Here is a 26446-nt window from a genome sequence, read left to right as displayed (position 1 = left end):
GTGACAGGGCTCGGCAAGCGGCGACCTGCTCGGTCGCGCTCCGGTGTTTCCGGTCTGCAGGAGCGTCGACAGCCAGCGAACGTCGACCGTTCCGCCGGCCCGGAAGGCTCCCATGAGCTCGAGATTCAGGGGCTGGCCCATGATGGCCGTGGCGTGGCGCGTGATGCCAGCGGAAAGACCGTCTTCGTCGAGGGCGCCTTGCCCGGCGAGCGGGTCCTGGCTAGTGTGCATCACCGTCGCAAGCGGTTCGATGAAGCCCATGTGCGTGAGGTCGTCGAGGCCTCGCCGGCGCGTGCCACGCCACCCTGTCGACATTACGGCAGTTGCGGCGGATGCGATCTGCAGCATCTCTCGCTCGAGTCGCAACGTGATCACAAGCGTGAGGTGCTGCGGGAACTGCTGGCCCGTCAGGGCATCGAGCTGCCCGGCACGATATCCCTGCTGAGCGATACCGGTGAGGGGTATCGGCGCCGTGCCCGAATCGGTGTGCGCGTCGATGCCGCCGGGCGCGTGCGCCTGGGCTTCCGGGCCCGGCACAGCCACCGGCTGGTGGATCTGGATGACTGCCCGGTGCTGTTGCCGGTGCTTTCCGCGTTGCTGCGTCCGCTCCGAGAACAGGTCGAGAGCCTCGAGGCTCCGCGTCATGTCGGCCACCTGGAGTTGCTGGCCAGTGATGATGGCGTGACCCTGGTGGTGCGGCAATTGCGCGAGCATGTCGCCGATCAACGCCGCTGGCGAGCGTTCGCCGAGTTGCATCGCCTGAATCTGGGGGCCTGGCTGGGGCGGGAGTCGCCGCGCTTCGAATGGCTGACGGCTCCGCCGATGCTGCACTGTCGCCTTTTGTCGGGCGAGCAGGCGCTCACCCTGGCGTTCGAGCCGAGCGATTTCCTGCAGGCCAACGAGGCCGTCAACCAGCGCATGGTCGACACTGCCCTGGACTGGCTGGCGCCATTGGCGCCGGGCAGCCGGGTACTTGATCTATTTGCCGGTATCGGTAACTTCAGTCTACCGCTGGCGACTCAGGGAGCCGAGGTCACAGCGGTGGAGGGCAAGGCGGCAATGGTCGAGCGCCTGGCGAGCAATGCCGCCCGCAACGACTTGGCGGTGACGGCGCGCCAGGCGGATCTCAATGATGCCGAGGCCTGCCGGCAATTGCTGGAGGCGGCCTCGCCCGAGGTGCTGGTTCTGGATCCGCCACGTAGCGGCGCCGAGACGCTGAGCCGTCAACTGGCGGCAAGGCCGGTGCCCAGGGTGCTCTATATTTCCTGTGATCCGGCAACCCTGGCCCGGGATGCGGCTCGGCTCGTGTCTGCCGGTTACGTCGTCCGGCGTGGCGCGGTGGCCGACATGTTCGCTCACACCTCACATCTCGAATCCATGCTGCTGCTCGAGCATCCGGACTCGGCGCGGCGGTGGCAAGGAGCGTCAACCGATGGTTAAAGTGCGGGAAGACCAGCCGTTAGGCCCTGATGGACGGGTCGATATCGAACGCTGGATCGAACGCCTCGAGGAAGACGTCAAGCTGCGTGCTGTCGACGAGATGCGCGCGGCCTGTGATATCGCCCAGCGGCTGGAGCTGGAATCCGAACGTCCCCACAAGGCTTGGCTCAAGGATGGCTCGAGCTTTCGCATGGGGCTCGAGATGGCCGATATCCTGGGGGAGTTGCGTCTCGACCAGCCGGCGCTGGAGGCAGCGGTGCTGTACCGTGCCGTGCGCGAGCGGCTGATCGGCCTGGAAGAAGTCGAAAAACGCTTCGGCAACGAGGTCGCCGGGCTGATCGATGGCGTGCTGCAGATGGCCGCCATCAGTCCCACCCAGATGCCGACCCAGGGCCTCAGCCAGCACGATCAGCAGGACAACCTGCGCAAGATGCTGGTCAACATGATCGACGACGTGCGGGTGGCGTTGATCAAGATCGCCGAGCGCACCTGTGCGTTGCGGCAGGTACGCGACGCGCCACGGGAAAAACGCCTTCAGGTGGCCCGCGAGGTCTTCGATATCTATGCGCCACTGGCGCACCGGCTGGGCATCGGCCATCTCAAGTGGGAACTCGAGGATCTATCGTTCCGCTACCTGCACGAGGACGACTACAAGGCCATCGCCCGCCAACTGGCCGAGAAGCGTCTGGATCGCGATCGCTACATCCATGACGTGGTAGAGACCTTGAAGTCGCTGATGGATGCCCAGGGCATTCGTCATCAGGTGGATGGTCGCGCCAAGCATATCTATTCGATCTGGCGGAAGATGAAGCGCAAGCGGATCGACTTCTCCCAGGTTCACGATATCCGCGCGGTGCGCATCCTGGTGCCCGAGGTCAGCGATTGCTATGCGGTGCTCGGCATCGTGCATTCGCGGTGGCATCACGTGCCCAACGAATTCGACGACTACATCGCCAATCCCAAGAAGAATGGCTATCAGTCGCTGCACACAGCGGTCTTCGGCCCGGAAGGCAAGGTGCTGGAAATCCAGATACGCACCTTTGCCATGCATGAGGAAGCCGAACTCGGGGTATGTGCCCACTGGCGTTACAAGGGCCACGATACCAGCGCGCGCAGTGCCAGCTACGAGGAAAAGATCGCCTGGCTGCGCCAGGTGCTGGAATGGCAGGAAGAGGTCGGCGACTTCGGCGACCTGCGCGAGGGGCTTTCCAGCGATGTGGCGCCGGATCGCATCTACGTCTTCACGCCGGATGGTCATGTCATCGATCTGCCTCGGGTCGCAACCCCCATCGATTTTGCCTACCGAGTGCATACCGAGGTGGGGCATCGCTGCCGTGGCGCCAAGGTCAACGGGCGCATCGTGCCGTTGACCTATCAGTTGAGCACCGGCCAGCAGGTCGAGATCCTCACCGCCAGCAAGGGAGGCCCCAGTCGCGACTGGCTCAATCCGAGTCTCGGCTACGTCTGCACCTCTCGGGCGCGGGCCAAGATCCAGTCTTGGTTCAAGCATCAGGCCCGTGATCGCAACCTCGAGGAGGGGCGGGCACTGTTCGAGCGTGAGATGAAGCGTCTCGACGTGGAGGACATGGACCTCACCCGGCTGGCCAACAAGGTCAATTACCAAGGCCCCGATGACATGTATGCCGCCCTGGGCGCCGGCGACCTGCGCATCGGCCAGGTATTGCACCAGGCCCAGCAGTTGTTCGGCGAGAGCGACGGCCAGGAGGAGCTCGACAAGCTGCTGGCCAAGCCGCGTCGCGCATCGGACAAGGGGAGCGGCGGCGATATCACCGTGCTTGGTGTCGGCAATCTCAAGACCAGCATGGCCAACTGCTGCCATCCGGTGCCCGGCGAATCCATCGTCGGCTTCATTACCCAGGGGCGTGGTGTCACCGTGCATCGCCAGGATTGCCCGAACATCCTGCAACTGCGCCTCGAGGAGCCGCAGCGAGTGATCGAGGTGGAATGGGGCGAGCGGGCACGCACCCAGTATCCGGTAGATATCGAGGTACAGGCCTGGGATCGCTCCGGGCTGCTGCGCGATGTGACGGCCGTGCTCAGCAATGACCGGGTCAATGTGCTCTCGGTCAATACCCTGACCGATACCGACGATGGCATTGCACGCATGGCCATCACCGTCGAGGTCGATGGTCTGGAAACCCTGGGACGGCTGTTTTCGCGGATTCAGCAGTTGCCCAATGTCATCGAGGTGCGCCGCCTGCGTTCGGGAGGCAAGGGCAAGGCCAGACGCGGAGGCAAGCGCTCATGAGCCGGCAACGCTACGAACTCGACGACCTGCTGACGCTGATGGCGGTGCTGCGCGATCCCGAACAGGGCTGCCCCTGGGACGTCGAGCAGGACTGGGACAGCATCGTGCCGCATACGCTGGAGGAGGCCTACGAGGTGGCCGATGCCATCGAGCGCCGCGCCTTCGACGAATTGCCGGGCGAGCTGGGCGACCTGTTGTTCCAGGTGATCTACTATAGCCAGTTCGGCGCCGAAGAAGCGCGGTTCGATTTCCACGACGTGGTGCATGTTCTGACCGCCAAGATGCTCCAGCGCCACCCTCATGTCTTCCCGGATGGCACCCTGGCATCGCGTCGTCAGGGCGTCAGCGCCGCCGAGGTACAGACCCGGCAGGTCAAAGCCCGCTGGGAAGCGTTGAAGGCCGAGGAGCGAGATGCCCGCGAGGCCCGCTCGGTGCTCGATGATGTACCGCTGAATCTGCCGGCGCTGTCGCGGGCCGCCAAGCTGTCCAAGCGCGCCGCGCGGGTCGGTTTCGACTGGCCCGACTCGCGCGGTGTGATCGACAAGCTGCGTGAGGAACTCGATGAGGTCGCCGAGGCGCTGGACGCAGGGGATCACGAGCATGTCAGGGAGGAAGTCGGAGACCTGCTGTTTGCCACCGTCAACCTGGCGCGTACTCTCGGTGTCGACCCGGAACGTTGTCTACGCGCCACCAATGCCAAGTTCGAACGGCGGTTTCGTCATGTGGAGTCGGCGCTGGCCGAGGAGGGTGTGCCGCTCGACGACGCTGGACTGGCCCGGATGGAGCATCACTGGCAAGCCGCCAAGCAACAAGAAACCACGCCAACGTCATCGTCGGAAGGAGAGTCTCGATCATGAGTCACGACCTGCACGAATCACTGCGCGACAATGTCAGAATCCTGGGGGACAGCCTGGGGCGCACCATCGCCGATGACCTCGGGCAGGGGTTCGTCGACCGCATCGAGACGATTCGCGGCCTCGCCAAGCGGGGACGCCAGGGCGAGGTCGATGGGCGTCGTGAACTGATCGAATACCTCCGACAGCTTCCCGATAGGGAGCTTCTGCCGGTGACGCGGGCCTTCAACCAGTTTCTCAACCTGGCCAATATCGCCGAGCAGCACTATCGCGCGCGCTTCCGCCGGGTCGAGGACTACAAGCCGGGCAGCCAGCCGGTCCTGGGCGAGCTGCTCGAGCGTGCCCGCGGCGAGGGGCACTCGCCGCGCAAGCTGGTGGAAAGCCTGGCCAACATGCGCGTGGAGCTGGTGCTGACCGCGCACCCTACCGAGGTTATCCGGCGCACCCTGATCCAGAAGTACGACGCCATCGATGACTGCCTGACCGCCATCGAGTCCTCGGCGGACTACCCCGAGCGCGGCGCCCGCGCCCAGGGGCGGCTGGAAGAATTGATCGGCCAGGCCTGGCACACCGACGAGATCCGCCACGAGCGTCCCACGCCGGTCGATGAGGCCAAGTGGGGCTTCGCGGTGATCGAGAACTCCCTGTGGCAGGCGGTGCCGGATTTTCATCGCGACCTGGACAACCTGTTGCTCGACACGGCCGGCGAGCGGTTGCCGCTGGATGCGGCACCGATTCGTTTTGCCTCCTGGATGGGAGGGGACCGCGACGGCAATCCCAATGTCACCTCCAAGGTCACCCGCGAAGTGCTGCTGCTGGGTCGCTGGATGGCGGCCGATCTCTATCTGCGCGATCTCGACCAGCTCAAGACCGAGCTTTCGATGTGGAAGGCCAACAGTGCGCTCAAGGCCGAGGTCGGCGATGTCGCCGAGCCCTACCGCGAGCTGCTCAAGCGCTTGCTGGCGCGGGTCGAGGCCACCCGAGACTGGGCCAAGGCCCAGCTCGACGGCAAGAGCTACGACGGCGGTCCGATCATCGAGACCCGGGATCAGCTTTATGCACCGCTGCTGACCTGCTATCGCTCATTGTGCGACGTGGGGCTGGACACCATCGCCAACGGCGTGCTGCTCGATACCCTGCGCCGGGTGGCGGTATTCGGCGTGACGCTGACCAAGCTCGATCTGCGCCAGGAAGCCAGTCGACATGAGCAGGTCCTGGAAGAACTTACCGACGGCCTGGGACTTGGCCACTACCGTGACTGGGACGAGGAGCAGCGCCAGGAATTCCTGCTTGCCGAACTGTCCTCGCGTCGCCCCCTGATTCCGCGGCGCTGGGAGTGCTCCGCCGAAAGCCGTGAAGTGCTCGATACCTTCCGGGTCGCGGCCGGCGAGCATGCCGAAGCGCTCGGTACCTATATCATCTCGATGGCTGCACAGCCTTCGGACGTGCTCGCCGTGGCGCTGTTGATGAAGGAAGTCGGCGGCGATGCCCGACTGCCCATCGCGCCGCTGTTCGAGACTCTCGATGATCTCAATCGGGCGGGCGACGTCATCGACCGTCTGCTGGCCTTGCCCGGCTATCGCGAACTGACGGGAGACCGTCAGGAAGTGATGATCGGCTACTCGGACTCGGCCAAGGATGCCGGCCAACTGGCGGCTGCCTGGGCCCAGTATCGCGCTCAGGAGGCGCTGGTCGAGGTGTGCCGGCGCCACGATGTCGATCTGACGCTGTTCCATGGCCGAGGCGGCACGGTGGGGCGTGGCGGCGGTCCGGCTCATGCGGCCATTCTCTCGCAGCCGCCGGGATCGGTGAACGGTAGCCTGAGGGTAACCGAGCAGGGCGAAATGATCCGTTTCAAGTTCGGCCAGCCCGAGATTGCCCTGCGCTCCATGGAGATCTATGCCTGCGCCGTTCTTGAAGCCACGTTGCTGCCGCCGCCCACGCCGGAGCCGGCCTGGCGCGAAGAGATGGATCGTCTGGCGGAGGTGGCGCACGGCGCCTATGTGGGCGTGGTGCGCGAGGACCCCGACTTCGTTCCCTATTTCCGTTCAGTGACGCCCGAGAGTGCCCTGGGGCGGCTGCCGCTCGGCTCGCGGCCGGCCAAGCGGCGTCAGGAAGGCGGCGTGGAGACACTACGGGCGATTCCCTGGATCTTTGCCTGGACCCAGACCCGTCTGATGCTGCCAGCCTGGCTTGGCAGCGGCGAGGCCTTTGCCAAACGCCTGGAGGATGAGGGGGGCCTGGAGATCCTGCGCGACATGCGGGATCGCTGGCCCTTCTTCGGCACTTACCTGGAAATGCTGGAGATGCTGCTGGCCAAGGCCGATGTCAGCATTGCTGCCTATTACGAGCATCGATTGGTCGACGAACCGGCGCTGGAAGCGCTTGGCGAACGGCTGCGGGAACGCTTCCGCCGGTTGCATCAGGTGGTGCTGGAAATCCTCGATCAGCGGGAACTGCTCGAGAACACGCCCTTGATCCGTCAGGCCGTGGAAGTGCGCAATCCCTATATCGATCCGCTGCATGGCCTACAGGCAGAGCTGCTGCAGCGTAACCGGGACGCGGATGGCGCCATCAGCGCCGACCTGTCACGGGCCTTGATGGTCACCATGGCCGGCATCGCCGCCGGGTTGCGCAACACGGGCTAAAGCGCGAAGAACGCGGCCGGCGCTTCGCGACTGGAAGAGGGAAGAACCTCCTTGACGCCCCAAGCCCTGGGGCTAGCCTGGCTTCTTCCTTCTTCCTTCTTCCTTCTTCCTTCTTCCTTCTTCCTTCTTCCTTCTTCCTTCTTCCTTCTTAGAAAGGCATATGCACCGAGGCGGTGACCAGGTTGAGATGCGAAAGCGTCGGGTCATCGAAGCGTTCGTACTCGATCTGGCTGATCAGGCGCGAGAACTGCCAACGGGCGCCGAACCCTTCGACCTGCGTGGTGCCGCCGTCCGATGTGGCGGCATTGCCGGTGACCGTTTCGTCTTCCCAGCCCGCCAGGCCGGACTTGGCGTACAGGCCGACATCGCCCAGGCGCACGCCGGCGATCAGACTGCCGCCCAGGCTGGTGGTGTCGATGAGCATCTGCCGGCCGCCAGAGAAGGGAACGTCGTCGCTCTCGCGGTAGCTGAGTTCGGCGCCAAGGTCCAGTGAGGGCAGGCCCGCGGGCGTGAAGCCGGCGGTGAGACGGAAGCCCGAGGTGTATCGGTCGGGGCTATGGAGGTCGCCACCCTGGATCAGCAGGCCGTTGTCGAGACGTGTGAGTTCGGTGGACTGGCCGGTGTAGGAAGGTGTGTCGGCGGCGACCGACAATGCGGTATAGGCACCGGCGACGATCAGCACCAGTGTGGCCAACACTCTTTTTCCAGCACGAAACGTCATGTCCCCTGATCCTGGGTATGGCCGCCTTGCGACCGCGTTGTGTCGAACCTTTTCCAACGCTTTTCGTTTATCTGTCGAAAAATAGCACCAGGCTTCACTCCTTGCCAGGAAATTGCCGCGCGTCGAGTTGCTGGTGGAGTGCCGACAGGTGCGGTGCGTCCAGCCCCTTCTCGCGGGCTGCGCGCAACAAGGGCATCAGGATGGCATCGTGTTCGGTGGGGCGGTAGGCCAGGACGTCCTGCAGCATCGAGGCGCGGTTGTCGGCCGTGGCGGCCACGACGTCCCAGACAAGCGCCGGAAAACCTTGTACCGGTGGCGGGATGGCTTCGGCCGCCATGATCGCTGCCACTTCCTCGATAATGGCGTCGACCATGGGCCGAAAGGCACGATCGCGCAACTGGCCGTTGCGGATACGAAAGCGTGCCACGAGCGGATTGATGGCAGCATTCACCGCCAGCTTGTGCCATAGGCGCACACGAATGTCGTCGACCGCCAGGGTGTCGATGCCGACGGCCGTCAGGGTGGACGCGAGGGTAGCGGTCAGTGCCGAATACTGGCCGTCGAGATGGCCGATCCAGGTTCGGCCACGGCCGGCATGCACGACCACCTCGTCGCCGCTGGAATAAGCACCTTCGGTGGTGGTGGCGCAGAGGGTGGGGCCGCGTCGGTGCCGCGTCAGGCGCGGTTGAACGTCGAAGCCGTTCTGCCACAGGATCAGCGGAGTGTCGTTCGGTAGATGCGGGGCGAGCGTTGCCAGGGCGGCTTCGGCAGCGTAGGCCTTGGTGACCAGGTGCACGGCGGTCAGGTCGGCGGTGTCGAGTTCCTCCAGTGAGGCCGGCGTCAGGCACTCGAGACAGCGACGTCGGCGTTCGCCTTCGGGGGTCGTCAGTATCTGATATCGGGGCAGGCAACGGCGGCCGAGCAAGACCACCCGGTGCCGTTCGGCCAGATGCAGCGCCAGGAGGCGACCCATGGCGCCCGGCCCTACGATCAGGTGGCTCATGGGCGCTTGCCTCCTGCGGCACGTCCCTTGCCCGTGCCTTGTCGGCGCTGGCCACCGCGTTTCGTGCCTCGTCCTCGAGCGGGTTTTCGCGCCTTGGCATCCGGCCCTCTGGCCTCGCCCAGGGCGCGTCGTATCCGCTCGGCATCGGCATGGTCCAGCAGGCCGCGCAAGTCGTCGATCAGGCCGTCGAGAAAAGGCGCCGGCGCATCGTCTCGTTCAGCGATGTTCGCCAGACGTTGCTCCCATTGAGCGGTACGTTCCGGGCGCCCCGCGGCCTCCGGCAGGGAGGCGATCAGGGCGCTGCCGAGCCGAGTGGCCTTGAGGCTTTTGCTCTCGCGTACCAGATAACCGCGTTCCAGCAGCGTCTCGATGATGCCGGCGCGGGTCGCCTCGGTGCCGAGGCCATCGGAGTCGCGCAATGTGCGGCGGATCGCCGGGTCATCCACGTAGCGGGCGATGTTCATCATCGCCTTGATCAGGCTGGCGTCGGTGAAGTGCTCGGGCGGCCGGGTCTCGCGGTCCTCCACGCCGGCCTGTTCGACGTGGCAGGCTTCGCCCTCGCTGAGTGGCGGCAAGGGCGGCGCCTCGTCGCGCGTTGTGAACAAGGGCTTCCAGCCGGGCTCGAGGATCTCCTGGCCGCGGGCGCGGAAGCGTTCCCCGGCGATCAGGAACTCGGCCTTGACCTCCCGGGTCTGCAGAGCAGGATAGAATTGAGCCAGCACGTTGCGCGCGATCAGTCGGAAGACGTCGGCTTCCTGGCGCGACAGCCGGTCGAGATCGGCAGGCTTGCCGGTGGGAGCCAGGGCGTGGTGGGCGCCGACCTTCTTGTCGTCCCAGGCCTTGGAGCGCCGGGAAAAGTCGGCGCCGGCCAGCCAGCGGCTCAGGGTCTCGTCGTGGCGGCAGGCGCCGTTCAGGGTGCGCTGCGCATTGGCGAAGTGTTCCTCGGGCAGGTAGCGGCAATCCGAGCGCGGATAAGTGATCAACTGGTGGCGCTCGTAGAGGCGCTGGCAGACATCCAGCACCGTCTTGGCCGAGAGGCCGTGGCGGCGTGCGGCGTCTACCTGCAGGGCCGACAAGGAGTAGGGCAGCGGGGCCGCCTGGCGCTTGTCGCGACTGGCCAGGCTGTCCAGGCGGCCTTCGGCGCCGGGCAGGCGGTCGGCCAGGGCGGCGGCTGGGGCGCGGTCGAGCAGGCGCCCCTGGTCATCCAGCCGGTGGGTGTCACCTGGCATCCACCAGGCGCGTAACTGGCCTCGGGAGATCGCCAGATCGACCCAGAGCACGAAGAAAGGGCGTGGCTCGAAGTCACGGATCTCGGCATCGCGCCGGACCACCAGGCCGAGCACCGGCGTCTGCACACGACCCACCGAGAGCACGCCGTCGTGCCCGGCCTGGCGCCCGACCAGTGTCCAGGCCCGGGTCAGGTTGATGCCGTACAGCCAATCCGCTCTGGCGCGGGCCTGGGCGGCGCGGTAGAGCGGCTCATAGCGTCGATTGTCCTCGAGACGCTCGAGAGCGCGCTTGACCGCCGGCGGATTGAGGTCACTGACCAGCAGGCGCGCCACGTCGCGCTTCCAGCCCAGGTGCTCGATCACTTCCTGGACCAGCAACTGGCCTTCGCGGTCAGGGTCGCCGGCGTGGACGACCTGATCGGCACGCTTCAGCAGACGACGGATCACCGCGAGCTGACTGCGCGCCTTGGGGCGAGGCATGAGCTTCCAGCGCTCCGGGAGGATCGGCAGGCTGTCGAGCCGCCAGGTCTTGAGGGCCGGGTCGTAGGCATCCGGCGGCGCCTGCTCCAGCAGGTGGCCGAGGCACCAGGTGACGACGGTATCCCCGGCCACCAATGCGCCTTCCTCCTGACGCGGCGAGGCGGGTAGGGCGTTGGCGATGGCGCGGGCCAGACTGGGCTTCTCGGCGATGATCAGGCGCATGGCATCTCGTGGGGCAATGAGAGAACATGGGAATTCTTACAGTATTTCATGATAACCGCCAGGGGCGGGCTGGCAGGTTGAACGCCAGGTATCGGGGTGAAGTCAGCATTGAAGGGGTAGACGATGCGAGAACGAGGTCGCCGTCGGCGTCTGCTGGGGCTGGGGTCGCGTACCGGCGGTGCGGTGCTCAAGCATCGTCTTGGTGGGCAGGCCGACTGGCGAGCGCTCGGCGAGGCACTATTCGACGGGCTGTCGGAGCTCAAGGGGCCGGCCATGAAACTGGCCCAGATCATGGCCCAGTGGGATGACCTGCTGCCCGCGGATCTGGCCGATGAGCTGGCGCGCCTGCAGCGCCAGGCTGAGCCCATGCCCTGGGAGGACATCCGACGCACCCTGGGGGCCTGCTATGGCGACACGGCGACGCATTTTACCACTATCGAGCCCCGGCCCTTCGCCAGTGCCTCCATGGGGCAGGTGCATCGGGCCAGGACGCATACGGGCGAGACGGTGGTCCTCAAGGTACAGTACCCGGGACTTGCCGAGGTGCTCGAGGACGATCTGCGTCAGGTACGGCGCCTGATGCGCCTGGGCCGTTGGCTGCGCATGCCGCAGGCGCGCCTGGACGCGCTGTTCGAGGAACTGGCGGCCAGCCTGCGGGGAGAGCTGGACTACCGTGCCGAAGCTGAGGCGCTGGCCCGCTACCGGGCCCGTTATGCCCATCGCGACGACCTGGTGATTCCCGAACCCTTGCCGTCACTGTGCGGGCCGGGCGTGCTGGCCATGCGCCATGTGGCCGGTACGCCACTGCGCGAGCTGGAAGGCGCCGATGACGCCACGCGACAGCGTCTCGGCACGACGCTGGCCGATTGGCTCACCGAGGAGTTGTTCACCCACGGGGAGCTGCATGCCGACCCCCATGCCGGCAATTTCGCCGCCGATGCCGAGGGGCGGCTGGTGATCTACGACCTGGGTGCGGTGATCGAGGTGCCGGCGTCGCGCCTGAAGGCCATGATGCGTCTGCTGGACGCGACGCTCGCCGGTGATCCCATGGCCATGGACGAGGCCCTGATGGCACTGGGTGGCCGGCAGGGCCAAGGGGCGCCCCTGGCGCTCTATCGCGAATCCGCCGAGGCGGTGGCGCCACTGTTCCAACCCGGCCCGCAGGATTTCGGCGATGTCCGGGTGCACCGACGGCTGCGGGATCTGAGTCCCCGGGTGTGGGCGGCCATGGATCGCCTGCAGCCGCCGGCGGATACCCTGCTGTTGTCGCGCACCCTCAATGGGCATTACTGGAACCTGGTGCGTCTCGGTGCCCGCCTCGACATGGCGAGGCGGGTACGACCCTTGCTGGCATGGGCGTCTTCCTGAACGGCTGCCAGTCCGGCACTCGACTGATAGACTATGCGGTTTTCCGAGAGCGGTGGAGACGTCGATGCTGGCGGTATGGGTTGAGCAATTGCTGGGGTTCGCGTCCGGAGCGCTTTCGGCGATTCGCGAGGACGAGCGCTACCCGACACTGATGGCCTGGGCGCGTCGTGAGGGGCCCGAGCTGGTCGATGGTGACCTGGCACTGGCTCAGGCACTGGCGCCTGAGCTGTGGTCGCAAACACCCCTGGAGCGGCTGGACTTCGCCTGCGAACCCCTGGCCCGCCCTGGACGCAACGAACCCTGCTGGTGTGATTCGGGTCGCAAGACCAAGCAGTGCTGCGGTGCCGTCTCCCTGCCTGGCCACGTGCCCACCCACCTGATGTGGATGCTCTCCCTGCGCGAATGGAAGGGCGAGACTCTCAAGGCCGCCCTGGCCAGTGGTCGTGCGCCGGCCCAGGCATTGCTCGAGGCCGGGCTGATCGCCGCCGAATCCGGGCAGCGTGGCCGCGCCCAGCAGATCCTCGAGTCGCTGTTCGAGAATGCCGACTGGTCGCGGCTGCCCGAGCAGGCCGAGCCGGCCTTCGAGATCCTTGTCGACCTCTACCAGGAGCGCGGCTTCCACCGCAAGCGCGAAGCCTTGCTCGACGCAGTGCTCGATCGCGGCCCCTTGTTCCTGCGCGGCGTGGCCCTGGAGCGACTGTGCCTGCTGCATCTCGACAACGACGATCTGGACAGCGCCCGGTCGGCCTTCGTGCGTGCCCAGCAGACCTTGCCCGATTCGCCGACCCTGGCCTATATCGAGGCCATGCTGCTATTGCACGAGGGTCATGAGGAGGAAGCCGCCGAGCGCTCCCGCTTCTGGTATCGCCGCCTGGCTCGCCAGGGAGATCTCGAACCCGAGCAACTGCAGTTTCTCGCCGACCTGGCCGACAACCCCGGCGCCACCCTGGCCGAGCAACTGCTCAATGCCGAGGCGGACCTGGCCGAACCGCTGGTGTCGCTGCAGGCCCTGTTCGAAGCGCTGCCGGAGGCGCCGCGCCTGGATGTCCGCCACGAGGACGGCGTCCTGGCCTATCACAGCAGTGCTCGTGAGGACACGCTGTTCGCCGCGTTTCAGGCCGTCTTCCCGTCGCAGGTCGAAGGCGAGACGCTGATGGGCTTCGACACGGATCCCTGGCCTCAGGCAGGCGACTGGCTGCCGGCCCTGTGCGCGCATCCCGAATGGCTCGATTCGCCGGCCGTGGTGCAGTCTCTGGCGCTGGCGTTGACCAGCCGCTTCGGGAGCCTGCCGTGGATGGCACCGAGCCTGTTCGAGCCCCTGGCGCGTCGGCTGGAACGCTGGCTGGCGCAGGTCGCCGAAGCGGGCAAGGCGCCATTGATCTGGGAAGCCGCCGACAATGCCGCGCTGCTGCGCGCCGGCCTGGCGCTGGTGGTGGGCATGGAGCGCGGCGCCCGCCAGCATTCGAGAGAACTCGCCGAGACACTGCTCACGCTGGACGATCAGGACAGCCTTGGCCTGCGCGAGCTGGTGCTCGATCAGTTGCTGAGGGAAGGGCGCGACGACGAGGCCCTGGCGTTGAGCGAACGAGCAGTAGCAGACGAGCGGGCCGATCCTAGCTCGCTGCTGGGCATGCTGATGGGCCGGGTCCTGGCGCTCTATCGGCTCGACCGTGCCGACGAGGCAGGCCATGCGCTGGCGCAGGCGCACCGCCACAACCCCTATGCGTTAAGCCTGTTGTGCACCGAATCGCCACGCCCGGCCCCGACCGCCGGTGGCGGCGTGGCGGCTCCCGGCTCGCGTGCCGAGGCTTGGCAATATCGCACCCTGATGCGCGACCAGTGGCGAGTCACGCCGGGCGCGCTGGAGTGGCTGTGCGCACAGGCGCCCGACCGGAAAACCTCGCCCGGGACGTGAGGTCAGGCCTCGTTGGCGGCCGGGCGCAGCAGTGTGCCGCGGCTGACCCATAGCGCCAGAAGGATTGCCGGGATGCCCAGGAGCGAGGCCAGCAGGAAGAAACCGGCATAGCCCTGGGCATCCACTACCAGTCCGCCAAAGCCGCTGAGGAACTTGCCCGGCAGGGTCATCAGCGACGAGAAGAGCGCGTACTGGGTCGCCGTGTAGGCCCGCGACGTCAGACTCGACAGAAAGGCAATGAAGACCGCACTGGCCAGTCCGTTGGACAGGTTGTCGCCGATGATGGTGGTGACCAGCATCGCCAGGTTGTCGCCGGTCGAGGCCAGCACCACGAACAGCAGGTTGGTCAGTGCCGTGGCCGTTGCCCCGAACACCAGCAATGGTCCGATGCCGTAGCGGGCTACCAGCAGGCCGCCGAGAATGCCTCCGAGGATACTCATGGCGATGCCGAAGACATTGGTCACGTTGGCGATGGTGGCCAGCGAGAAGCCCAGGTCGATGTAGAGCGGGTGGGCCATGGACGCCATGGCCAGATCGCTGATGCGAAAGACCGCCACGAACACCAGCAGCCAGAGCGCCTGACGTCGATATCGAGTGAAGAAGTCGGTGAACGGGCAGACGATGGCGCCGATGATCCAGGCGCCCAGGCGCCGTAGCCAGTCGGGGCGCCCGCGGCTGGCGCGCAGGAAGGCGCGCACCCGGGGCTCGTGGATCAGTTGCGTGGAGAGCGACAAGCGCTCCGGCTCCGGGCGCAGCAGGACCGTCACGACACCGACCAGCACCAGCGCCGCCATGCACAGGTAGGCGGCCTTCCAGGACACCATGGAGGCCACGTAGAGCGCACCGGCGCCGGCAGCAATCAGCCCGCCGCGATAGCCGACGATATAGGTCGATGCCATGGCGGCCTGCATGTCGTCGGGTGCCGATTCGATGCGGAAGGCGTCGATGGCGATATCCTGGGTCGCCGAACCGAAGGCCACCAGTAGCGAGAACATCGCCACCAGCGGCAGATGGCCGACGGGGTCGAGGTGCGCCAGACTCGCCAGGCCAGTGGCAATCGTCAACTGGGCCAGCAGCATCCAGCCTCGACGCTGGCCGAACCAGCGGGTCAGGCCGGGCAGCGCCAGGCGATCGACCACCGGTGCCCAGAAGAACTTGATCGAATAGAGAATGCCGATCCAGGCGAAGAAGCCGATGGCCGCGACCTCGACGCCATCGCTGCGCAGCCAGGCGGTGAGCGTGGAGAACACCAGCAGGAAAGGCAGACCCGCCGAGAAGCCGAGAAACAGCATGGTCAGCACCGGAGCCTTGAGATAGATCGCCAGGGCATCTCCCCAGCTACGGCGCGCGGTTGGTGTCGGCATGGGTGCGAGCTCTCCTTGCGGCAGGCCTGGCCAGTCCCTCGCGGGGGAGGCCAACGATGTTAGAATACTTGCAAAGGTCGGGGTCTTGAGCGATCCCGATTGTTGCAGAGCACCGAGGGTGATACCAGCCAGAACGCCAGGAGCGACATGAACGATGACAGCATGTGCCCGACGGAGAGTGATGATGCCGTGCCGCGCTGGTACGTCATCCAGTGCAAGGGCGGCGAGTCCTTCCGTGCCGTCGAACATCTCGGCAACCAGGGCTACGAGATCTTTCATCCGGTGCTGCAGGTCCAGAAGAAACGCCGCGGCAAGCTAGCGTGGGCCGTCGAACCGTTGTTCCCGTATTACCTGTTCATCCGTCTCGACCGGCTGGACAGCAACTGGCGTCCGATCCGCTCCACCCGCGGCGTATTGAAGATCGTGACCTTCGGCGTCGAGAGCAGCCCGGTGCCCGTGGACGACGAACTGGTCGAGTCGCTGCGCGAACATGGCCGCCGTGAGCCGGGCGAACCCGCCAACGTCTACTTCCGCGCGGGCGAACCGGTGGAGATCACCGAGGGGCCCTTCAAGGACCTTCAGGCGATCTTCGACACCCACAAGGGCGATGAACGTGCCATCGTGCTGCTCAACATGCTGCACCAGCGGCAGCGTCTGGAGATGCCCGTCAGCCAGCTGCGGCGCCGCGAATAGGCAGCCATCGACATTTCCTCTTTCCTTCTCGACAGACTTTCCCGACTTCCAGGAGACTGCGATGACCATCGCGCCACAGCGGGTCGTGACCCTGCATTATGTTCTCAGCGACGCCGAAGGCCGAGTACTCGACGACTCCCGTGCTCGACACAAGCCACTGGAATACCTGCATGGCCACGGCAACATCCTGGCCGGCCTCGAGGACGCCCTGGCGGAACGGGCGGTAGGCGACCAATCGAGCGTCACCCTCTCGCCGGCCGAGGCCTACGGCGAGCGCGACGAAGCCTTGGTGCGCGAGGTCGGCCGTGACGCCTTCCCGGTGAGCGACCTGGAACCCGGCATGCGCTTCCAGACCCCCGGCGACGACGGCCCCGAGATCGTCACCGTGCTGGAGACGCGTGACGACAGCGTACTGATCGATACCAACCACCCGCTGGCGGGGCAATCGCTCACCTACCGGGTCGAAGTGCTCGATATCCGCGACGCCACCCGCGCCGAACTGGCCAAGGGGCATCCACTGCCGCCTGGCACCACCCCGGACGAAGTGGAAGACAAGAAAATGGTCTGAAGCCGCTGCTGCAGAACAACGAATACTTGATCAAACCACAAGGCGGGATGCCGACAGCATCCCGCCTTGTTTATTTTGCACTCTCGCAAAGGGGCATTTAGTCTTGAATTCAAGAACGCAATGCAAGCCAGATTGTCAGCATAACGACAACACAACATGCAACTCCAATCTGACGCCAAAATCTGAGTGCTCGATTCGCCAGTATAATCAGGAAAAGGAGTGTGGTTTCTTCGTAACTTGGGTGGGGCGACCGGTGTTGGGTAAGGAAACTTTAAGTGGGTTTCATCGGAGATGGAAATGCCAGAAAGATTGGTAACGGTGGGTGGAAGATCACTCTGGAGTGAGTCAGTCGGATCGGAACGAAAAGGTACTATCCTTTTGATTGCTGGTGCCAATGCATCGGCCTTGATGTGGCCGGGTGAGTTTGTCGATATGCTCGTTTCCAAGGGGTATCGCGTTATCCGGTATGATCATCGTGACACGGGCCGCTCGACCTTCATGGAGTTTGGTCAAGCTCCCTATGCCGTGGAGGACCTGGCGGCGGATGCCATATCAGTTCTTGATGCGTGGGAAGTGAGAAAAGCCCATGTTGTAGGCTTGTCGATGGGGGCAACATTAGGGCAGGTGATGGCGCTGGATTATCGAGAACGGCTTCATAGCCTGACGCTCATGTGCGGTGCGGCACTTGATGTGGATTTTGTTGGAAATATAACGCGTGCTTTTTCAGGAAAGACGTCGTCGAATGGGCTTCCTCTTCCGGATAAGAAAGTATTGGAAGCCCTTTCCGAACGCTCGAATCCTTCCGGGAGTATAGAGGAAGAACTCGATCGCCGTGTCAGGGAGTGGAGACTCCTGTCAGGAGACAAGATAGAATTCGATGAGTCCGATTTTCGACTGCGCGAGCAGCAATGCATAGAGCATGCAGGGACTTGGAAGCAGCCGGGAAATCACGCCATGGCAACACCCGTATCGCTTTCTCGAGGAGAGGAGCTAGGGAAGGTGAATGTCCAGACTTTGGTGATACAAGGTTCTGAGGATCCTCTCGATCCACCGCCTCATGGGAAACACATCGCAGATCTGCTGCCAAATAGCCGTTTAGTGGAAATTGATGGCTTGGGTCATTGTCTCCCCAAAGTGCTACTTCCCCGGTTGGCCGAGGAAATAGAACATCATGTGGAACGAAGCCATGCAGGTGATGCTTACATCTCGCCGGCTTGAAGGCGTCGACGTCATAGACAGTCGACGATGCGCTTGAGGCATGTCGGCCTCGCCAATGTCGTGAAGGCGCAGTATCCTGTGCAGCCGATTACACTAGGGAAGCTTTCTGTCATGTCGTTACCGCCTTGCCCGCGTTGCCAGTCAGAGTTCGTGTACCAGGATCAGAGCCATCTCGTGTGTCCCGAGTGTGCGCACGAGTGGAATCCCGCCGAAGTAGAGGCCGAAGATGTCGTGGCGGTCAAGGATGCCAATGGGACGCTCTTGACCGAAGGTGACAAGGTCACGCTGGTCAAGGACCTCAAGGTCAAGAGCAGCTCGCTGGTGCTCAAGATTGGTACCAAGGCGGTGATCCGGCGTATCAAGGACAGCAAGGATCACCAGTTGGACTGCAAGGTCGATGGGGCGGGTGACATGATGGTGACCGCCAGTTTCGTCAAGAAAGCCTGAATAGCGCTCACCAGAAACCCCGCCAGTCTCGAGTGTTGCTCGAGGCCTGGCGGGATTTTTTTGAGCCGTTTTACGGGATAGCGGCGTTATCCGATCAGCCGCCGATCTTCTCGCGCAGGAAGTCGATGACGTCGTCGATGGGGATCATGGTGGCTTCGCTGTCGCGGCGGCCTTTGTACTCCAGTTCGCCCTTGTCGAGGCTGCGGTCGCCGATGACGATGCGGTGAGGAATGCCCATCAGTTCCTGGTCGGCGAAGCGCACGCCGGGGCGCAGGTCGCGGTCGTCGATCAGGACGTCGAGTCCGGCGTCGGAGAGCGCCTGGTAGAGGCGTTCGCTCTCGTCGCGCACGCGCTGCGACTTGTGGGCGTTCATCGGCACCAGGGCGACGTTGAAGGGCGCGATGGCGTCGGGCCAGATGATGCCGGCGTCGTCGTGGTTCTGCTCGATGGCGGCGGCGACGACCCGGGTCACGCCGATGCCGTAGCAGCCCATCAGCAGGGGCACGGCCTGGCCGTTGTCGTCGAGCACGGTGGCGTTCATCGCCGTGGAGTACTTGGTGCCGAGCTGGAAGACGTGGCCGACCTCGATGCCGCGGGCGATGGAGAGCGTGCCCTTGCCGTCTGGCGAAGGGTCGCCCTCGACCACGTTGCGCAGGTCGGCAACCTTGGGCAGGGCGACGTCGCGCTCCCAGTTGATGCCGAAGTAGTGCTTGCCGTCGACGTTGGCGCCGGCGCCGAAGTCGCTCATCAGCGCCACGCTGCGGTCGATGATCAGCGGCATATCGAGGTTCACCGGGCCGAGTGAGCCGGGGCCGGCACCCACCGCCGCGCGAATTTCCTCCTCGCTGGCCATGGTCAGGGGAGCGGCGACCTCGGGGAGGTTCTCGGCCTTGACCTCGTTGAGCTCGTGGTCGCCGCGCACCAACAGGGCGACCAGTCCACCCTCGGTGCCGTGCACCATCAGCGTCTTGATAGTCTTCTCGATGGGCAGGCCGTGCTGCTCGACCAGGGTGGCGATGGTACGCGTATTCGGGGTGTCGACCAGTCGCAGTTCTTCCTGAGGAGCGGGGCGTTCGGGTGTCTCGCCCAAGGGCGCGGGTAGTGCCTCGGCCTTCTCGATGTTGGCGGCGTAGTCGGAGCCGGTGGAGAAGATGACCGCGTCCTCGCCGGAGTCGGCCAGCACCTGGAATTCGTGGGAGCCGCTGCCGCCGATGTCGCCGTTGTCGGCCTCGACGGCGCGGAAGTCCAGTCCAAGGCGCGTGAAAATGCGCACATAGGCGTCGTACATGGCGTCGTAGGAACGCTGCAGGCCGGCCTGGTCGACATCGAAGGAGTAGGCGTCCTTCATGATGAACTCGCGGGCGCGCATCACCCCGAAGCGCGGGCGGGTCTCGTCGCGGAACTTGGTCTGGATCTGGTAGAAGTTGGACGGCACCTGTTTGTAGGAGCGCAGTTCGTTGCGCACCAGGTCGGTGATGACCTCTTCGTGGGTCGGGCCATAGCAGAAGTCGCGATCATGACGGTCGCGGATACGCAGCAGCAGGTTGCCGTACTGGTCCCAGCGGCCGGACTCCTGCCAGAGTTCCGCTGGCTGGATCGCGGGCATCAGAACTTCCTGGGCGCCGGCACGGTTCATCTCTTCGCGGATGATGTTCTCGACCTTGCGGAGCGTGCGCAGCCCCAGAGGCAGCCAGGTATAGAGTCCCGAGTTGAGACGGCGGATCATGCCGGCACGCAGCATCAGCTGATGGCTGACGATATCGGCGTCGGCAGGGGTTTCCTTCAGGGTGGCTATCAGAAGTTGACTGGCGCGCATGGGTCCTGGGTCACCTCGAGTCTGGGGCTTGTCGTGAGCATGAATGAAGCCGCGCAAGGCGGGGTATCGTGGCATTGTACGGTGTGGCGGGATCGGCGGCAAAAGCCCTTGGCTCAGGCCGGTCGACGCGTCTCGACGCCTGACTCGAGCCGTTCGAGCTGACGCGTCCAGTCGGCGTGGTTGTCGACCTGGCCGCGCTCGCGCAGGGCGGCGATGGCGCCGAGGTCGAGCGTGGCGAATTGCCAGCCTGGGGTGGCGTCGTGGCTCTTCACCAGGATGCCGTCTGGTGGGAAGCCGCGATCGCAAGGCGTGTAGACGGCGGCATGGCCGATGTTGATATCCACCGCTGGTGACCACAGTGCCTCGCCCACGGTGGGCGAGTGAATCACCGCCACTTGTTGCTCGATGGCCCTGGCCTGGGCGCTGAGCCTGACCCGCTGGTAGCCGGCCTGAGTGTCGGTGCAGCTGGGCACCAGCAGCAGGTCGGCCCCGGCCTCGATCTGCGCCCTCGCGAGCAGCGGGAACTCGCTGTCGTAGCAGATCAGGATACCGAGACGTCCCGCCGGGGTATCGAACACGCGCAGGCCATTGCCCGGCGAGATGCCCCATTCATTGGCCTCGAACCGCGTCATGAGCTGCTTGTCCTGGAAGTCGGCGTCGCCGTCGGGGGTAAACAGCCAGGCGCGATTGGCGAAGCGACCGTCCTCGCGTTGCCAGGGTAGGGAGGGCGCGAGCAGGGTCACGCCATGAGCGATGGCGAGTTCCCGCCAGGTGTCATGAAAGGCCTCGCGCCAGGGTTGCAGGCCGTGCAGCTGGGCCTGGAGGTCGTCACGCTCGGCCGCGGGCAGCAGCGAGGTCAGCTCCATGCCGCCGTATTCCGGGAACACCAGCAGCTCGGCGCCCCGACTTGCGGCGTCATGCACCCAGCGGGCGGCCTTGGCGCGGAAGGCCGCGATATCCTCGAAGGCCTCGATGGGATACTGGGCCGTGGCCACGCTGAGGATGGCATCGCTCATGCCGGGGTCTCCCGCAGCCAGAACACCATGGGCTTGGCGGTCTCCTCGGTGTCGTCGAGATCCTTCCAGGCGAAGGTCGTGGCGAGTTCCGGTATCCGCCGGTAGCCCCGGCCCTGCCAGAAGTCGTGCAGGGGGCGATAATCGGCCGGGCGACGCGGATGGTCATCCGGTCGTTCCACGGCGCAGAAGGCCACCCAGGCGAAGCCGGCCTCGGCGGCATGGCGCTCCCGGGCATCCATGAAGGCATGGCCGAGGCCGCCGCCGCGATAGTCGGGCAGCAGGACCGACTCGCCATAGTAGAAGACATCCTCGATCCGGTAGCCGGCTCGCTCGAAGGGCGCGCGGAATTCGTCCAGCTCGTCGACCAGGGGCTGGGCGGTGGAGGCTCCGACCAGGCGTTCGCCGTCCAGGGCCAGCACGAAGAGACTGCGCGGGTTGTCGGCGTAACGCTGGAGATAGTCGGCCTCGTAGGCCGGGTCGCCATCGTACAGGTAGGGGTAGTCACGGAAGACGCGGATGCGCAGATCCGCCAGCGCTTCAAGGTAAGGGGCAATGTCCGTCCCTTGGCAAGTCGTCAGTCGCGGTTTCGGCATGGCGTTGCTCGTCGACGATGTCGGAAGTTGATCAGGCTTGCAGGCAAGCGCTTGGTTGCTGTCATGACCCTATCAGGCCTGTGTCGAGCTGCCCATCGCCGTGGCGACGTCTCCTGCCGAGCCGGCGACATCTGTCAGGCTCGGCGGCGCAGCACCCAGAGCGTGACGAGGCCGCCCACCAGGCCCCAGAAGGCCGCACCGATACCACCCAGGCCGATGCCCGAGGCGGTGATGAGGAAGGTGACCAGGGCGGCATCGCGATGGCCGGTGTCACCCAGGGCATCGGCGAGACCGCCGCCGAGGGTCGGCAGCAGGGCGAGGCCGGCGACGGCCATCACCAGCTCGGCCGGAAAGGCGGCGAACAGCGAGGTGACGGTGGCACCGAACAGGCCGAGCAACAGATAGAAGCCACCGGCGGCGATACCGGCGGTGTAGCGGCGCGCGGGATCGGCGTGGGCCTCGGGCCCCTGGCAGACCGCCGCGCTGATCGCCGCCAGGTTGAGCGCGAAACCGCCAAACGGGGCCAGCGCCAGGGTAGCGACACCAGTGCCGCCGATCAGCGGCGAGATCGGCGGGGCATAGCCGGCGGCGCGGATGGCGGCGATGCCGGGCAGATTCTGGGAGGCCATGGTGACCACGAACAGCGGCACGCCCACACCCACCATGGCGGTGAGCGAAAAGCTCGGCATGATGAAGTCCGGGCTGGCCAGGGCGGGCGTGACCTCGCCCAGATGCAGCGAACCCTCGAACAGCGCCATGGCGATGCCGACGGCCAGCACCATCGGGATGGCATAGCGTGGCCAGAGGCGCTTGCCCGCCAGATAGGCAAGACACATGGCCAGCGGCAGGAGCAGGTCGTGCTCCATGGCCATGAACAGATCGAGTCCGAAGCGCAGCAACACGCCGGCCAGCAGCGCCGAGGCCAGCGCACGGGGCAGGCGGTGCATCAGGCGTTCGAACAGGCCGGTCACGCCACACAGGGTGATCAACAGTGCCGAGAAGAGAAAGGCGCCGATGGCCTCGCTCATGCTCACACCGGGCAGGTTGGTGGCCAGCAGGGCCGCGCCGGGCGTTGACCAGGCGGTGAGCAGCGGCATGCGGTAGCGCCACGAGAAGATGATGGTGGTCAGCCCCGAGCCGATGCCCAGCGCCCACATCCAGGAGCCGATCTGCGCCTGGCTGGCGCCGGCCGCCTCGGCGGCCTGGAAGATGATCACCGCTGAACTGGTATAGCCGATCAGCACGGCGATGAACCCCGCCGTGAGGGTGGAAAGCGTGGTATCGCCGAGCGTCGCGAGCCGGCTGGTTGAGGGTTTGCTGGACATGGTGCGAGTTCCCGTGAAGAAGACGCTGAATAAATGCCTGCGCATGCAAATTGCTGTGTCGCGCGGTACTCGAAAGCTCGCCTAACTATCAGTCTCGCCTAGCTATCAGTTATGTCTCGCTTTCTGTGCTCCGTGCGCTTCACTATGCTCGGCGACTTATTCAGCGTCTCCTGAATGGTTGTGCGTTATAGCGCACAGTCTTGGCAAGATAGCATCGTGCGTTATCGCGTACAATTCGCGGCAGAGCTTGCGATCATCATCGCGAGCGAATCGAGGCACGGTATGTCGCGAGGAGGAATCGGCGTCGCATGGAGGAAATAGCGCAACACATCGCCACGACAATCCGGACGCTGCGTGGACAACGTGGCTGGAGCCTGGATCGTACCGCGCGGGAGACTGGCGTCAGCAAGGCCATGCTGGGGCAGATCGAGCGCGGAGAATCCAGCCCCACCGTGGCCACCTTGTGGAAGCTCGCCAGCGGGTTCCGGGTATCCTTCTCCAGCTTGTTGGGCGGCGGTGTGGTGGCGTCGGACACGGTGCGTCATGGCGCCGAGGCCGTCTGGGGGGAAGACGCCGCGGGCATGCAGGTGGAGCCGCTGTTTCCCTTCGATCCGTGGCTGGGCTTCGAGCTGTTCGTGATCACCTTGGCACGGGGCGCGGTCAGCGAGTCGGCGCCTCATGCGCCGGGGGTGGTGGAGCATGTGGTGGTGATCGAAGGCGAGCTCGAGATACGCTTGGGTGATGACTGGCGGCGTCTCGTACCGGGAGAAGGGCTACGCTTCGCGGCTGACCGCCCTCACGCCTATCGCAATGCTGTCGCGACGCCGACCCGGTTTCACAACGTGATTCACTACCCGCGTGATAGCGCCACCCTCACGGAGTGATGTCGTTCGCCTGCGTCGGCGTATCCAGCCGGGCCAGGGCTTCGGGGCGGTACTGTGCCAGCAGCGCCCAGAGTCGTGCGGCGCTCTCGGCGTCCGGCAGCCCGCGGTAATCGCTCGGGCGGAAATGCATCTGGAAGGCGCGCAGCACGGCCCGGGTGCGTTCGTCGAGTCGTCCGCTCGGGGCGAGCGCATAGCCCCATGCGGCCAGGGCCGCCTGCAGGGTCGCCAGATCGGGCGGCCGCTCGGCGAAACGACGGCGATAATGTGCCACCCTGTCGGCATCGGGCCAGGCGCCGATGCCCGCCTCGTGAAGCCGTTGCCAGGGAAAGGCCGGTCCTGGGTCGATCTTGCGCTCGGGAGCGATGTCGGCGTGACCCAGAATGTCCTCGGGCGCGATATCGTGTCGCTCGATGATGTCCCGCATCAGGTAGATCAACGTCTCAATTTGGGTGTCGGGGTAGGGGGCCCAGCGCAGCTGGCCAGCCTCCCGGGCTTCCAGCGCGTGGCGCAGTGAGTCGCCGCTGAGTTCGGGGCCGTCATTGACGATCTCGATGCCAATGGAGGTGGCGTTGAGGCCACGCTGGCCGCGCCACGCACTGGCGCCGGCATGCCAGGCCCGGCGTGATTCGTCGACCAGTTGATAGACGCGAGGCTCGCCTTGCGCTGGCGGTACCGGCAGCAGGTAATGGCTGCTGACCCGAGGGCCGGTCAGGATCGACAGTGAGGTGGCCTCATCCTCGTCGGTGTAATGGAGGATCAGGTGGCGAACCCGGCTGTCGTGGGCGGATGATGAATGCCCATGGTCGATGCGATAGCCGTCGCGAGGCACCGAGCCGCCATGGGAACAGCCCGCCAGCAGCGCACTCAGGAGTAGAGCGCCTGGCAAAAGAGTCAGAAGAAGGCTCCTGGTCATCATGCCGTCACCCACCCCAGAACAGCGAACGCGTCAGCAGGCCGAGCAGCAGGGTCAGGGAAATGCTCAGCAGCGTGCCCAGCAGAACGTATTCGGTGAGCTTGCGGTCCTTGCGTTCGCGCAGGTCGCCATAGCGCAGCACCGACTTGGCGGTGAGCAGAAACCCCACGGCGGCGAGTTCGTCCTGCAGCACCAGGGTCAGCACCATCAGACGCTCGAGCATGCCGATGCGGGCGCCGGCGGCTACCAGGGTGCCGGGATCGACGACGTCCTGGCTCCAGGGTCGCAGGGCAAGCGCGATGGCCAGCGACATGGGGCGGGTAACCAACAGGTAGGACAACGCCAGGCCCAGGGTCTCGGGGTGGGTGAGCCACGCCAGTGCCGCCGTCAGTGGGGCCATGCCGTCGACCCAGGCCAGCCACAGGCCGAGCAGCACCAGCAGGTGCAGGGCCTGGTCGAGCAGGAACCAGTGCAGCTTGCCGGGGTCCAGGTGCGACTTGCCGAGATCGATCAACCAGTGGCTTGCTGCCACCGACAGGGCGCCGATTGCGGCGAAGGCGGTGCTGGCCCCGGCCAGCAGCAGGACCAGCAGCACCAGTACGCCATGCAGGCCGGCATGCAGAGAGAGCGCCGCCGAGCGAGCCTTGCGCTGCTGGCGCGATTCTACCCAGCGACGAGGCTGGAGCAGGAAATCGCCGGCCAGGTGAACCAGCAGCAGGCCGAGCAGGGTGGCGGTGGTCGCGGCGGTCATGATGACGGGCCCTCCATGGCCAGGCGTGAACGGAAGAAGGCCAGGGTGTCGGCCAGCAATGCCCAGCGCGCGGTACGCAGCCGCTTGTGGACGCTGGGCTGACGGATGCCCAGGTGGTCGGCCAGTGCCTGCTGGGACGCGTCATGCCAGAGTCGCAGATGGGTGATCTCGGCGGCGTGTCGGGACCAGCCATCGATCAGCTCGTCGACATAGCGAATCAGCAGGGCGAGGCCGGGATCTTCGGGCGCGTCGACCAGCGCGAGGGTGAGGTGGGCCTCATCGCCCATGGCGTCGAGACCCTGGCCCGAGGCCACGAAGACCGGCCCGTCGGCGGCGGCCAGGGGCGCGTCGGGCTGCCAGGTATCGGCGCCGACCGCGACGGCCACTCGGGCGTCCCAGCGTTGCGTTTCGCCGTGCATGACCAGGGCCGCGCGCAGTGCCACGGCAACGTCCAGGGCGGTGGCGGCGTTCGGCATGGCAAGCTGGAAGCCGTCGCCGCGAAAGCGCTCGTAGCGGCCATCGTGATGCGAGGCCAGGTGTTCCAGGGTTTCGTCGAGCACACCATGCAGGCGCCGACTGTCAGCGATGCGGCGTGAGTCGATGATATCGCCCGTGAGGACGGCGATGTGCTGGGTCATGGTCTGATTCCGTGGCCTTCACATCCACAGTATAGCCATAAAGCGTTATTTTTTCACTTTATAACCAATAG

At 65.4% G+C, this 26446-nt stretch carries 22 protein-coding genes; 11 read left to right on the top strand and 11 right to left on the bottom strand.

The features are described from left to right. The 4 genes from A9O65_RS02405 to ppc are packed head-to-tail and all read left to right on the top strand — an operon-like array spanning position 1 to position 7211. Complete coding sequence (locus A9O65_RS02405; protein ID WP_064701258.1) at positions 1–1440, top strand: methyltransferase domain-containing protein; 1440 nt, start codon at positions 1–3, stop codon at positions 1438–1440. Next, on the top strand, positions 1433–3709 hold the full coding sequence (gene relA / locus A9O65_RS02400) for a GTP diphosphokinase (RefSeq protein WP_064698188.1): 2277 nt from the start codon (positions 1433–1435) through the stop codon (positions 3707–3709). The genes A9O65_RS02405 and relA overlap by 8 nt, the downstream gene beginning before the upstream one ends. Continuing rightward, positions 3706–4566 (top strand): nucleoside triphosphate pyrophosphohydrolase, encoded by an 861-nt coding sequence (gene mazG, locus A9O65_RS02395; protein ID WP_064698189.1) that lies wholly within the window; start codon positions 3706–3708, stop codon positions 4564–4566. The genes relA and mazG overlap by 4 nt, the downstream gene beginning before the upstream one ends. Then, entirely contained in the window at positions 4563–7211 is a 2649-nt protein-coding gene (ppc, locus tag A9O65_RS02390) for a phosphoenolpyruvate carboxylase (RefSeq protein WP_064701257.1), read from the top strand. Before mazG ends, ppc begins: the two co-directional genes overlap by 4 nt. 148 nt (positions 7212–7359) lie before the next feature. Here the strand turns inward: ppc and A9O65_RS02385 are convergent, their stop codons facing one another. The 3 genes from A9O65_RS02385 to A9O65_RS02375 form a co-directional block, all read right to left on the bottom strand. After that, the gene (locus A9O65_RS02385; RefSeq protein ID WP_064701256.1) at positions 7360–7932 is read right to left on the bottom strand and encodes a hypothetical protein; all 573 of its coding nucleotides are present in this window, start codon (positions 7930–7932) and stop codon (positions 7360–7362) included. Between the two features lie 94 nt (positions 7933–8026). Then, positions 8027–8935, bottom strand: coding sequence for a ketopantoate reductase family protein (locus A9O65_RS02380; RefSeq protein ID WP_064701255.1), 909 nt, complete (start codon positions 8933–8935; stop codon positions 8027–8029). Further along, positions 8932–10866, bottom strand: coding sequence for a DNA topoisomerase III (locus A9O65_RS02375; protein ID WP_064701254.1), 1935 nt, complete (start codon positions 10864–10866; stop codon positions 8932–8934). Before A9O65_RS02375 ends, A9O65_RS02380 begins: the two co-directional genes overlap by 4 nt. A gap of 123 nt (positions 10867–10989) precedes the next feature. On the opposite strand from A9O65_RS02375, the gene A9O65_RS02370 reads away from it, so the two are divergent. Next, a complete protein-coding gene (locus A9O65_RS02370; RefSeq protein WP_064701253.1) occupies positions 10990–12234 on the top strand; it encodes an ABC1 kinase family protein in 1245 nt (414 codons plus the stop codon). A gap of 64 nt (positions 12235–12298) precedes the next feature. Continuing rightward, complete coding sequence (locus A9O65_RS02365) at positions 12299–14149, top strand: YecA family protein (protein ID WP_064701252.1); 1851 nt, start codon at positions 12299–12301, stop codon at positions 14147–14149. A 2-nt stretch (positions 14150–14151) separates the two neighbouring features. Here A9O65_RS02365 and A9O65_RS02360 read toward each other — a convergent pair whose 3' ends face one another. Continuing rightward, positions 14152–15513, bottom strand: a complete 1362-nt coding sequence (locus A9O65_RS02360; protein WP_064698196.1) for an AmpG family muropeptide MFS transporter — start codon at positions 15511–15513, stop codon at positions 14152–14154. A 147-nt stretch (positions 15514–15660) separates the two neighbouring features. On the opposite strand from A9O65_RS02360, the gene rfaH reads away from it, so the two are divergent. The 4 genes from rfaH to A9O65_RS02345 all read left to right on the top strand — a co-directional run bounded on the left by rfaH (position 15661) and on the right by A9O65_RS02345 (position 18439). After that, positions 15661–16206, top strand: coding sequence for a transcription/translation regulatory transformer protein RfaH (rfaH, locus tag A9O65_RS02355; protein WP_064698197.1), 546 nt, complete (start codon positions 15661–15663; stop codon positions 16204–16206). Positions 16207–16267: 61 nt separating this feature from the next. Beyond that, a complete protein-coding gene (locus A9O65_RS02350; RefSeq protein WP_064701251.1) occupies positions 16268–16774 on the top strand; it encodes an FKBP-type peptidyl-prolyl cis-trans isomerase in 507 nt (168 codons plus the stop codon). Between the two features lie 297 nt (positions 16775–17071). Beyond that, positions 17072–17992 (top strand): alpha/beta fold hydrolase, encoded by a 921-nt coding sequence (locus A9O65_RS16860; protein ID WP_073292064.1) that lies wholly within the window; start codon positions 17072–17074, stop codon positions 17990–17992. 111 nt (positions 17993–18103) lie between these two features. Beyond that, positions 18104–18439: a zinc ribbon domain-containing protein YjdM gene (locus tag A9O65_RS02345; protein WP_064698199.1), complete on the top strand. Its 336-nt coding sequence runs from the start codon at positions 18104–18106 to the stop codon at positions 18437–18439. A 94-nt stretch (positions 18440–18533) separates the two neighbouring features. Here A9O65_RS02345 and A9O65_RS02340 read toward each other — a convergent pair whose 3' ends face one another. The 4 genes from A9O65_RS02340 to A9O65_RS02325 all read right to left on the bottom strand — a co-directional run bounded on the left by A9O65_RS02340 (position 18534) and on the right by A9O65_RS02325 (position 23189). Further along, positions 18534–20255 (bottom strand): proline--tRNA ligase, encoded by a 1722-nt coding sequence (locus A9O65_RS02340; protein ID WP_064701250.1) that lies wholly within the window; start codon positions 20253–20255, stop codon positions 18534–18536. A 113-nt stretch (positions 20256–20368) separates the two neighbouring features. Further along, complete coding sequence (locus A9O65_RS02335; RefSeq protein ID WP_064701249.1) at positions 20369–21271, bottom strand: carbon-nitrogen hydrolase family protein; 903 nt, start codon at positions 21269–21271, stop codon at positions 20369–20371. Then, positions 21268–21864: a GNAT family N-acetyltransferase gene (locus A9O65_RS02330; RefSeq protein WP_064698202.1), complete on the bottom strand. Its 597-nt coding sequence runs from the start codon at positions 21862–21864 to the stop codon at positions 21268–21270. Before A9O65_RS02330 ends, A9O65_RS02335 begins: the two co-directional genes overlap by 4 nt. Before the next feature lie 134 nt (positions 21865–21998). Continuing rightward, on the bottom strand, positions 21999–23189 hold the full coding sequence (locus tag A9O65_RS02325; RefSeq protein ID WP_064701248.1) for a benzoate/H(+) symporter BenE family transporter: 1191 nt from the start codon (positions 23187–23189) through the stop codon (positions 21999–22001). 308 nt (positions 23190–23497) lie between these two features. On the opposite strand from A9O65_RS02325, the gene A9O65_RS02320 reads away from it, so the two are divergent. Further along, positions 23498–24073: a helix-turn-helix domain-containing protein gene (locus A9O65_RS02320; RefSeq protein WP_064701247.1), complete on the top strand. Its 576-nt coding sequence runs from the start codon at positions 23498–23500 to the stop codon at positions 24071–24073. Here A9O65_RS02320 and A9O65_RS02315 read toward each other — a convergent pair. From A9O65_RS02315 to A9O65_RS02305, 3 genes are read right to left on the bottom strand one after another with little or no spacing between them, the layout of a single operon-like run. Then, positions 24063–24989, bottom strand: coding sequence for an N-acetylmuramoyl-L-alanine amidase (locus A9O65_RS02315; RefSeq protein WP_064701246.1), 927 nt, complete (start codon positions 24987–24989; stop codon positions 24063–24065). The two genes, A9O65_RS02320 and A9O65_RS02315, sit on opposite strands and share 11 nt — an antisense overlap. A 4-nt stretch (positions 24990–24993) precedes the next feature. Beyond that, positions 24994–25737 (bottom strand): DUF3307 domain-containing protein, encoded by a 744-nt coding sequence (locus tag A9O65_RS02310; RefSeq protein ID WP_064698206.1) that lies wholly within the window; start codon positions 25735–25737, stop codon positions 24994–24996. After that, positions 25734–26375 (bottom strand): hypothetical protein, encoded by a 642-nt coding sequence (locus tag A9O65_RS02305; RefSeq protein ID WP_064701245.1) that lies wholly within the window; start codon positions 26373–26375, stop codon positions 25734–25736. The genes A9O65_RS02310 and A9O65_RS02305 overlap by 4 nt, the downstream gene beginning before the upstream one ends. Between the last annotated feature and the right edge of the window lie 71 nt (positions 26376–26446).

Origin of the sequence: Halomonas caseinilytica (genome assembly GCF_001662305.1) — a bacterium.
GTDB lineage: Bacteria > Pseudomonadota > Gammaproteobacteria > Pseudomonadales > Halomonadaceae > Halomonas > Halomonas caseinilytica.
This window is presented reverse-complemented; position numbering and strand designations above follow the sequence as displayed.

Bases quoted from the DNA above. Each gene is read 5' to 3' on its own strand.
- A9O65_RS02330 (WP_064698202.1), bottom strand. From the start codon at position 21,864: ATGCCGAAACCGCGACTGACGACTTGCCAAGGGACGGACATTGCCCCT.
- A9O65_RS02375 (WP_064701254.1), bottom strand. From the start codon at position 10,866: ATGCGCCTGATCATCGCCGAGAAGCCCAGTCTGGCCCGCGCCATCGCC.
- A9O65_RS02335 (WP_064701249.1), bottom strand. From the start codon at position 21,271: ATGAGCGATGCCATCCTCAGCGTGGCCACGGCCCAGTATCCCATCGAG.
- A9O65_RS02320 (WP_064701247.1), top strand. From the start codon at position 23,498: ATGGAGGAAATAGCGCAACACATCGCCACGACAATCCGGACGCTGCGT.
- A9O65_RS02325 (WP_064701248.1), bottom strand. From the start codon at position 23,189: ATGTCCAGCAAACCCTCAACCAGCCGGCTCGCGACGCTCGGCGATACC.
- A9O65_RS02380 (WP_064701255.1), bottom strand. From the start codon at position 8,935: ATGAGCCACCTGATCGTAGGGCCGGGCGCCATGGGTCGCCTCCTGGCG.
- A9O65_RS02340 (WP_064701250.1), bottom strand. From the start codon at position 20,255: ATGCGCGCCAGTCAACTTCTGATAGCCACCCTGAAGGAAACCCCTGCC.
- A9O65_RS02360 (WP_064698196.1), bottom strand. From the start codon at position 15,513: ATGCCGACACCAACCGCGCGCCGTAGCTGGGGAGATGCCCTGGCGATC.
- mazG (WP_064698189.1), top strand. From the start codon at position 3,706: ATGAGCCGGCAACGCTACGAACTCGACGACCTGCTGACGCTGATGGCG.
- A9O65_RS02305 (WP_064701245.1), bottom strand. From the start codon at position 26,375: ATGACCCAGCACATCGCCGTCCTCACGGGCGATATCATCGACTCACGC.
- rfaH (WP_064698197.1), top strand. From the start codon at position 15,661: ATGAACGATGACAGCATGTGCCCGACGGAGAGTGATGATGCCGTGCCG.
- A9O65_RS02315 (WP_064701246.1), bottom strand. From the start codon at position 24,989: ATGATGACCAGGAGCCTTCTTCTGACTCTTTTGCCAGGCGCTCTACTC.
- relA (WP_064698188.1), top strand. From the start codon at position 1,433: ATGGTTAAAGTGCGGGAAGACCAGCCGTTAGGCCCTGATGGACGGGTC.
- A9O65_RS02370 (WP_064701253.1), top strand. From the start codon at position 10,990: ATGCGAGAACGAGGTCGCCGTCGGCGTCTGCTGGGGCTGGGGTCGCGT.
- A9O65_RS02350 (WP_064701251.1), top strand. From the start codon at position 16,268: ATGACCATCGCGCCACAGCGGGTCGTGACCCTGCATTATGTTCTCAGC.
- A9O65_RS02310 (WP_064698206.1), bottom strand. From the start codon at position 25,737: ATGACCGCCGCGACCACCGCCACCCTGCTCGGCCTGCTGCTGGTTCAC.
- A9O65_RS02385 (WP_064701256.1), bottom strand. From the start codon at position 7,932: ATGACGTTTCGTGCTGGAAAAAGAGTGTTGGCCACACTGGTGCTGATC.
- ppc (WP_064701257.1), top strand. From the start codon at position 4,563: ATGAGTCACGACCTGCACGAATCACTGCGCGACAATGTCAGAATCCTG.
- A9O65_RS02345 (WP_064698199.1), top strand. From the start codon at position 18,104: ATGTCGTTACCGCCTTGCCCGCGTTGCCAGTCAGAGTTCGTGTACCAG.
- A9O65_RS16860 (WP_073292064.1), top strand. From the start codon at position 17,072: ATGCCAGAAAGATTGGTAACGGTGGGTGGAAGATCACTCTGGAGTGAG.
- A9O65_RS02365 (WP_064701252.1), top strand. From the start codon at position 12,299: ATGCTGGCGGTATGGGTTGAGCAATTGCTGGGGTTCGCGTCCGGAGCG.